Source organism: Peptostreptococcus anaerobius 653-L (genome assembly GCF_000178095.1).
GTDB lineage: Bacteria > Bacillota > Clostridia > Peptostreptococcales > Peptostreptococcaceae > Peptostreptococcus > Peptostreptococcus anaerobius.
On record NZ_ADJN01000028.1, the window covers coordinates 1 to 6,839 of the forward strand.

The following is a 6,839-nucleotide window of genomic DNA, read 5'->3' on the forward strand; positions in this document are numbered from 1 at the left end:
ACATAATAAAGCACCGGTTTTAGATAAGATGAGCTGTGATTTGGGAGATGGAATTACCTTTTGCTAGCATGTTTTCTATCCCATGCCTTTCTTCGTAAGTAAGATGTTTGTTTTTCATAGTTGACACTCCTTTAAAAATTTTATTAACTTTTCATATTAAATTCTACCATAATATATTTTTTATGTTAAATTCTACTTTCAAGGATTTACTAGAATTTACTTTGCGAATTAACACATAGAAAAATTTTTCGAATGATACAATTAAAGTATTGACAAATAATAGAAAGAGGTATATGCTTGAGTTGGAAAGATCTGAAATCGTTATCATTACTAATAAAAAATATAAATATATATTTGTAATATATATTTAGTCTTAAAATATAGTTTATAGATGAATATAGGCTAATATAAACAGCTAATATCATTTTAATAATATTTATTTTAATTTAAGGAGGATTTAATTATGAGAAATCTAGTAAAAAAATTGTCGAGTCTAGTTATGGCTCTAGTAATGCTAGTAGGTGTATTTGCTAGTACATCAAGTGTATTTGCAGAGGATGGTAATTTGAAATACCTTGTAGATAGTAATTTGACTGCAAAAATATCAGGCTTAAACAGTAAGGTTAGTGGTACTGTTGATATAAGTAAAACAGTATCTAATAAGCCACTTGAATTGCAGGAAGGTACCACAAATAAATATAAAGGGGAAGTTTCTGGTTCTGTTGAGGCAGGAGATTTATTTGAGGGTGCATACACTTTGTATAAGGATAAACTTTATGACAAAAAATCTTTCAGTGGATATTGGAGAAATATTGTTATGTTTGGCTCAACGAAGGATTCTTTTCCAACGTGCAGTTACACTGTAAGATTTCCTGAAAATATAACTGTTGACAGAGATAAAGTAACTGCTACAAAAAATACAAGTACAATTAGTAAAATTGAAACCGACATAAAAGATCATTCTGTAACATTTACATTTTATTTAGGAAATTGGAATGATTATGAAGGTTTCTTTAAACTAGTGGAATCTGAAAGGAATAAAACAGGAAAAACTATAGATATATCTATTCCATATACAGTAGATGCCGATGAAAGTTCTCCAAGTATGCTTGGAAGTATAAAGGGTTCTGGTGAGTGTAACTTGTATAAGTTTGGTTTTTTATCAATTAAAACTCCAATAGTATCTATTACATCCCCAGAAATAAGTCTTGACGTTTTAAATCCGAGGGGGTAAAAATGGGTATATTAAAAAATAAGCCAAAAAAAATAATATCTGTTGGAGGAGCCTTAATATTATCTTTTGTTTCTTCGACAAACGTTTTAGGTTATAGCAGTACTACTCCGTATGGAGAAACATCTATGTATTTTGCAGATTATGATGCTGATACAGATACTTATACTAACAAAATGAGTGAAGTGATACGTGGAAATTATTGGTCTAATCTTCAGGCAGTTGATGTAGAAACTATTGAATCTGATGATAATTACAAAATTTCGCATTTTAAAATTGCTATTCCTAAATATTTGCGTAAACCTAGTGAGACAGATATAAATCCACACGCAAGACATATAGATTTTAGTTCGTTTGGTGGATATGAGTTTTATAACTTTGGGATTATTCCTAATTGGGGTGGATTTACTCGAGCAGATAGATTTATGTTTAAGGATAATCCAGGAGAAAATATATATTTGCAACAAACTTTTAAAATTTTGGATGGTATGTATAACCCATTTAAATTTAAAGTAGGCGTAGATACCTTGACTGAAAAAGAGGCTACAGACCCACTTAATCAGCTAAAAGTTTTAGCTGATATCAAGGCTAAGGATAGTACAGATTCAAAAAAAATAGATGAATATAAGGCAGGGGATCCATTAGAGCTTAATTTCTCTATGGGAGCACCTTGGTTTAAAAAACTTTTTAATTCTCATGCAATGGCAAAAATGCAGATTGGTGGAATTACGGAGGAAGGTGCTAAAGAATTACATGATAAATTTGTAATGTCTGATTCAGAGATTGTATTTACGCTTGGAATACCGAGTGGAGTTACAGTAGATGATAATCCCACTGCCAAAGTAAGTGGCATAAAAGGTTTTACAGCGAAAGCATATAAAGACGACAAAACTTTAGTTATTAAATTAAGAAAAGATGAAAGAGCTAAGGCATTTAGTTGGCAAAATATGGTTGATAAAGTGAAAGCTGTAGATACAAGTAAAGTCAGCATTGATATTTCTGGATTGAGTGTTTCTAATGATGCTATTCCAGGAAGCAAAATGAGTATTACTGGTACAGCATCAGCTATGTATGACTTTGCAACTTCATTTACAAAAGAATTTTATTTGTCCTCTGCGGAACATAATTCACATAGAGAATTAGGAAAAGGGCATGAAAATTCGTCAGAACGTTGTTATTGGACATTTGCAGGAGTTCAAGATCCAGCTGGACTTGATGAAGCGGCGCCTAAAGACAAGCCAAATCTAATTTCATATACATTCAATGTAACTGCTCCAGAATCAGACCCAGTTAAGCCAAGGCCAGATAAAGACAGACCAAGAGTAAATACTGATAGAATAGATGGAAAAGATAGAATCGAAACAGCGATAGACATATCAGGTAAGCACTACAAGAGTGCAAATACTGTAATAGTTGTTAGACACGACCTATTCCCAGACTCAATGACAGCCTCAGTATTGGCTAAGATAAAGGATGCCCCAATCCTACTTAACCCAACAAACAAGCTAGACCCTAGAGTAGGTGCTGAAATCAAGAGACTAGGTGCTAGTGAAGTCATCATAGTTGGTGGCCAAAACTCAATATCTGAAAAGGTTAGAGAAGAACTAAGAATATATGATGCAGACAAGAATGTCGAGAGAATAGCAGGTCACGATAGATACGGAACATCTGAGATGGTAGCAAGAAGAGTAGTTGGTATCACAGGTAAGAAGAACAAGGCTGTAGTAGCCTCAGGTGAGGTGTTCCCAGATGCACTAGCAGTAGGTACTTATGCTTCAAGAGAAGGATACCCAATCCTATTAGTTAGAAAAGACCTTGTACCACCACAGATAACTAAGGCTACAAAAGACTTAGAAATAAAGAACACATACATAGCTGGTGGATATAATACAATATCTAAATCTACTGAGTTGAAATTGCCAGGAGTACTAGAGAGAATGGCAGGAAAAACAAGGTATGAAACAGCTATAGCAATAGCTAGATCTAAATTTGCAGATAGTAAAGAGGCATATATAGCTTCTGGAGAAGAATTTGCAGATGCTTTGGCTATATCACCGATATCTGGAAAGTATAACAGGCCAACACTTCTAGTTAAGAGTAAGGCAGGTCAGAACAAGGTAGTAAGCGACTATATATACCTTAAGAATATAAATAGAATAACAGCAATAGGTGGTTATAGATATATACCAAACGATGTTTTAAAAGAACTAGTTAACTAGTATATAATTAAACAAAACAAAACTCCTTCAGTTTTTACTGGAGGAGTTTTGTTAGTATGACGGGCATGCCGTCAGTCTGCCTTGCGTAGTGTGCTATTTTAATGTAATATATATTATAAGACAGACAAACATTGAAATATAAAGGATGCAAGAGCTACTTTACACAAAAAATACAGGTGCAAGAGAGACTTTCTTTCATTGGACCTTGGAATATAGTAGAATTTTTTTAGGAGGTAATACAGATATGAATTTTGGTGAACAGATAAAAAAGATAAGGGCAGAGAAAAATTTAACTCAGCAGAAAATGGCGGATATGTTAAATGTATCGAGACAGGCAGTATCAAATTGGGAAAATGACAAAAACTTACCCGATATAGAGATGATAATAAATATGTCTAGAGCATTTAATATGACCCTGGATGAATTAGTATTTGGAGGTAAAGATATGAATAATATGACAGAAAAATTAATAAACGACGGTAGCGAGAACAGAAGGAAAAATATGAATCTTATAGGAATAAAAATAGGGGCATCTCTTTTAGGTGCAGGAGTATTGAGTCTCTTGATAGGACTTGTAGTTCCACCATCAATGGAGAATCACTTTGGAATGGCATTTTCGACCCTTATATTCTGTGGAGTCCTAACATTTTTATTGATAGGTGTTAAGGATATAGTGGAGTTGGTATTAGGTAAAAATAATGATTCTGAGAAATCCAAGATGAAGGTTTTTGGAGGAATCCTTGTTGGGGTAGGTAGTGTTATGTATTTATTGGGTCTAGTTGTAGATACAGACCTGAGTCTTGGGACATATGGTATATTGGCAATGTTTATAGGAATAGTTATGATGGTTATTCCAGTGCTTATAGGTAAGTCCAAAAAGTAATATAAGTAAAAATTTGGTGTGTATGATAGAGATTATTTATCGTACACGCCATTTTTTATATTTAAATAGGCTCTTAACCTTGGCGGCATAAAAAATAGCGAGTCAGCCGAAACTGTCTCGCTAATAAAGTCTAACTTTTGGGGTCGGTACACTGCCCAGTGCATTTTAGTCGTGTGTTATTTATAGTGAAGCAAGTGCATCGTCTATCTTGGCAAAAGCTTCATCATCTGGAGCTTCAAGGCAAACTACAGGAGCAGTGGCTAGCTTGGCACCCTTTGACTCTATTGTCTCCTGCCATGCCTCCATATACTCTCCGTCGCCCCAACCGTATGAGCCGAAAAGAAGTACCTTCTTGTCCTTGATTTCATCATTGATGCTATCCATCAAGTCTTCCATTTCTGGTGATATTTCTTCAGTACCCTGAGCAGGAGAACCGAAAGCAACTACATCGCAACCTAGTATAGAATCCTTATCAGCTGAATCAACATCTGACATAATTACTTCTATTCCCTTTCCCTGAGCTGTTTCTTTTAGTCTATTTGCTAGGTCTTCAGTGTTTCCACCGCTTGTCCAATATACAATACCTAATTTCATATTAAAATTCCTCCTTAACGAAAAAGATTTTCATTTACATACAGTTTAACATAAATTATTAATTAAGTAAATAGATTTAAAAAAATCATTGCTAGTTATTTCTCTTAGTTGTCAATACATATGTTACACTTATGAGAAAGTTTTTTTAGCTGCTAATATATACCTTGCATTTGTAAGGGAGTTTTTCTTAATAGATTACTAAATCACACCACCATAATTTTTATATGATTCACTAATAGTATTAATAAATTTTCTTGTTAGTGGTATAATATTATAAATACCCCATATGGGTAATGATAAGGAGGTATAAGTATGAATAAAATAACAGTAGGAATAAAAGGTATGATGTGTGGGAATTGTGAAAACCACATGAATGAAGCTATAAAAAAGGCTTTTGATTCCAAGAAGGTAAAATCGTCTCACAAAAAAAGAAGAGACTGTATTTGTGACTGATCAGGATATAGATGAAGCTAGATTGAGACAAGTGGTAGAGGATGCTGGATATGAGATGGTTCAAATGAAAATAGAACCATACAAAAAGACCCTTTTTGGTTTCTAGTTCAAGTAGTTATTGCAGCAAATAATTATTACAGTAATAATATATCTATTTTTTGATGTTCAATATAGTGGTATATGTAATCATATGGAGGTAGGTCATGGTTGAAGAGTTCATAAAGATGAGAGATGGTTTTTCTCTTGCTGTAACAAAATTTGATATTGAAAATCCAGTTGGTGTAGTTCAGTTGGTTCACGGAGCCAAGGAACATAGAAAAAGATATTATAAATTTTGCGAGTTCTTAAATTCTATAGGCCTAGCCGCCATAATATCCGACAACAGGGGGCACGGGGAGTCTGTATCAGAAGACCATCCTCTAGGTCATATGAACAATTTTTATGAGATAGTGGAGGACCTGCATGAGTTAAGTGTATATATAAAAAATACCTACAAGGACCTACCCCTATATATGTTTGGACACTCGTTGGGCTCTGTGTTTGCTAGATGCTATATAGAAAAGTATGACACTGAAATAGACAAGTTGATAATCAGTGGAACTGTCAATTATAGGACGGAGGTTTTATTTGGACTATTTATTGGCAGGATAATAACCGCATTAAAGGGTGAAAAATCTTTTAGTAAGATAATGACAAAACTGGGCGAGTGGGAGGATGACTCATGGATAAACTCTGACCCTGAAATTATGAAAAAAGTGAGAAGAGACCCTCTATGTGTAGGTTACAAATACACAATAGGAGGCATATACACTATATGGAAGGGTGACTATGAGATGCACCAATATGCGAACTTTAAGTGCTCTAACAAGGACCTACCTATACTTAGTATAAGTGGTGAAAAGGACCCTATAACAGGTGGAATGTCAGGCTTAAATGACAGTATAAAGAGCCTTAGAAGAGTTGGATATACAGACGTATCCTACAAGGTGTATGATGGCTTTAAGCACGAGCTGACTAATTGCCGTGGAAACGAACATATACTAAAGGATATAGGTGAGTTTTTTATAGGAAGATAATAGGTTCTTTGAAAATCATTAGAGAAAAATAAAAAGGTGAATTGAACAAGTAAATTCCGTATACAAATAAAGTGTATTTGGTAAAAGTAAATTCCATATCATGGTGGAATTTACTTTTGCAAGTAACAAAAAAATAAAAAAATATAAAAAACTATTGACCTTTATATAAAAAGAGTGTATAGTATTACTTGTCGCTGAGAGATACAGTGTATATAAGGACTGTAATACACAGTGATATTAAAAAGTTAAGAAGCAAGTTTGCTTTTAGAAAAGATTTTTCAGAGTGCCGATGTATCGGCTGGAAAAATTTAAAAAACTTTAAAAAACATATTGACATTATGAAATGAATATGTTATTATTAATAAGTCGTCAGCTGAGACGGC

General features: G+C 33.7%; 7 protein-coding genes. 5 read left to right on the forward strand and 2 right to left on the reverse strand.

The features are described from left to right. Nucleotides 1–19 precede the first annotated feature (19 nt). The gene (locus tag HMPREF0631_RS10435; protein WP_157755926.1) at nt 20–118 is read right to left on the reverse strand and encodes a helix-turn-helix domain-containing protein; all 99 of its coding nucleotides are present in this window, start codon (nt 116–118) and stop codon (nt 20–22) included. 345 nt (nt 119–463) lie between these two features. On the opposite strand from HMPREF0631_RS10435, the gene HMPREF0631_RS03575 reads away from it, so the two are divergent. From HMPREF0631_RS03575 to HMPREF0631_RS03585, 3 genes are all read left to right on the forward strand, one after another. Beyond that, nucleotides 464–1,234: a hypothetical protein gene (locus HMPREF0631_RS03575; protein WP_002843483.1), complete on the forward strand. Its 771-nt coding sequence runs from the start codon at nt 464–466 to the stop codon at nt 1,232–1,234. 2 nt (nt 1,235–1,236) lie between these two features. Then, the gene (locus HMPREF0631_RS09685) at nt 1,237–3,450 is read left to right on the forward strand and encodes a cell wall-binding repeat-containing protein (protein ID WP_002843486.1); all 2,214 of its coding nucleotides are present in this window, start codon (nt 1,237–1,239) and stop codon (nt 3,448–3,450) included. A gap of 244 nt (nt 3,451–3,694) precedes the next feature. After that, entirely contained in the window at nt 3,695–4,333 is a 639-nt protein-coding gene (locus HMPREF0631_RS03585; RefSeq protein WP_002843489.1) for a helix-turn-helix transcriptional regulator, read from the forward strand. Between the two features lie 180 nt (nt 4,334–4,513). On the opposite strand, the gene HMPREF0631_RS03590 is transcribed toward HMPREF0631_RS03585, so the two are convergent. Then, on the reverse strand, nt 4,514–4,927 hold the full coding sequence (locus HMPREF0631_RS03590; RefSeq protein WP_002843481.1) for a flavodoxin domain-containing protein: 414 nt from the start codon (nt 4,925–4,927) through the stop codon (nt 4,514–4,516). A gap of 312 nt (nt 4,928–5,239) precedes the next feature. Between HMPREF0631_RS03590 and HMPREF0631_RS10330 the strand changes: the two genes are divergently transcribed. Together HMPREF0631_RS10330 and HMPREF0631_RS03600 are read left to right on the forward strand one after the other, a co-directional pair. Next, the gene (locus tag HMPREF0631_RS10330) at nt 5,240–5,380 is read left to right on the forward strand and encodes a hypothetical protein (RefSeq protein ID WP_002843485.1); all 141 of its coding nucleotides are present in this window, start codon (nt 5,240–5,242) and stop codon (nt 5,378–5,380) included. Nucleotides 5,381–5,583: 203 nt separating this feature from the next. Next, nucleotides 5,584–6,456: an alpha/beta fold hydrolase gene (locus HMPREF0631_RS03600; protein ID WP_002843484.1), complete on the forward strand. Its 873-nt coding sequence runs from the start codon at nt 5,584–5,586 to the stop codon at nt 6,454–6,456. The last annotated feature ends 383 nt before the right edge of the window (nt 6,457–6,839 follow it).

What these genes read in the sequence shown, in the direction of transcription:
- HMPREF0631_RS09685 (WP_002843486.1), top strand. Translation starts at nt 1,237, where the DNA reads ATGGGTATATTAAAAAATAAGCCAAAAAAAATAATATCTGTTGGAGGA.
- HMPREF0631_RS03600 (WP_002843484.1), top strand. Translation starts at nt 5,584, where the DNA reads ATGGTTGAAGAGTTCATAAAGATGAGAGATGGTTTTTCTCTTGCTGTA.
- HMPREF0631_RS03585 (WP_002843489.1), top strand. Translation starts at nt 3,695, where the DNA reads ATGAATTTTGGTGAACAGATAAAAAAGATAAGGGCAGAGAAAAATTTA.
- HMPREF0631_RS10435 (WP_157755926.1), bottom strand. Translation starts at nt 118, where the DNA reads ATGAAAAACAAACATCTTACTTACGAAGAAAGGCATGGGATAGAAAAC.
- HMPREF0631_RS03590 (WP_002843481.1), bottom strand. Translation starts at nt 4,927, where the DNA reads ATGAAATTAGGTATTGTATATTGGACAAGCGGTGGAAACACTGAAGAC.
- HMPREF0631_RS10330 (WP_002843485.1), top strand. Translation starts at nt 5,240, where the DNA reads ATGAATAAAATAACAGTAGGAATAAAAGGTATGATGTGTGGGAATTGT.
- HMPREF0631_RS03575 (WP_002843483.1), top strand. Translation starts at nt 464, where the DNA reads ATGAGAAATCTAGTAAAAAAATTGTCGAGTCTAGTTATGGCTCTAGTA.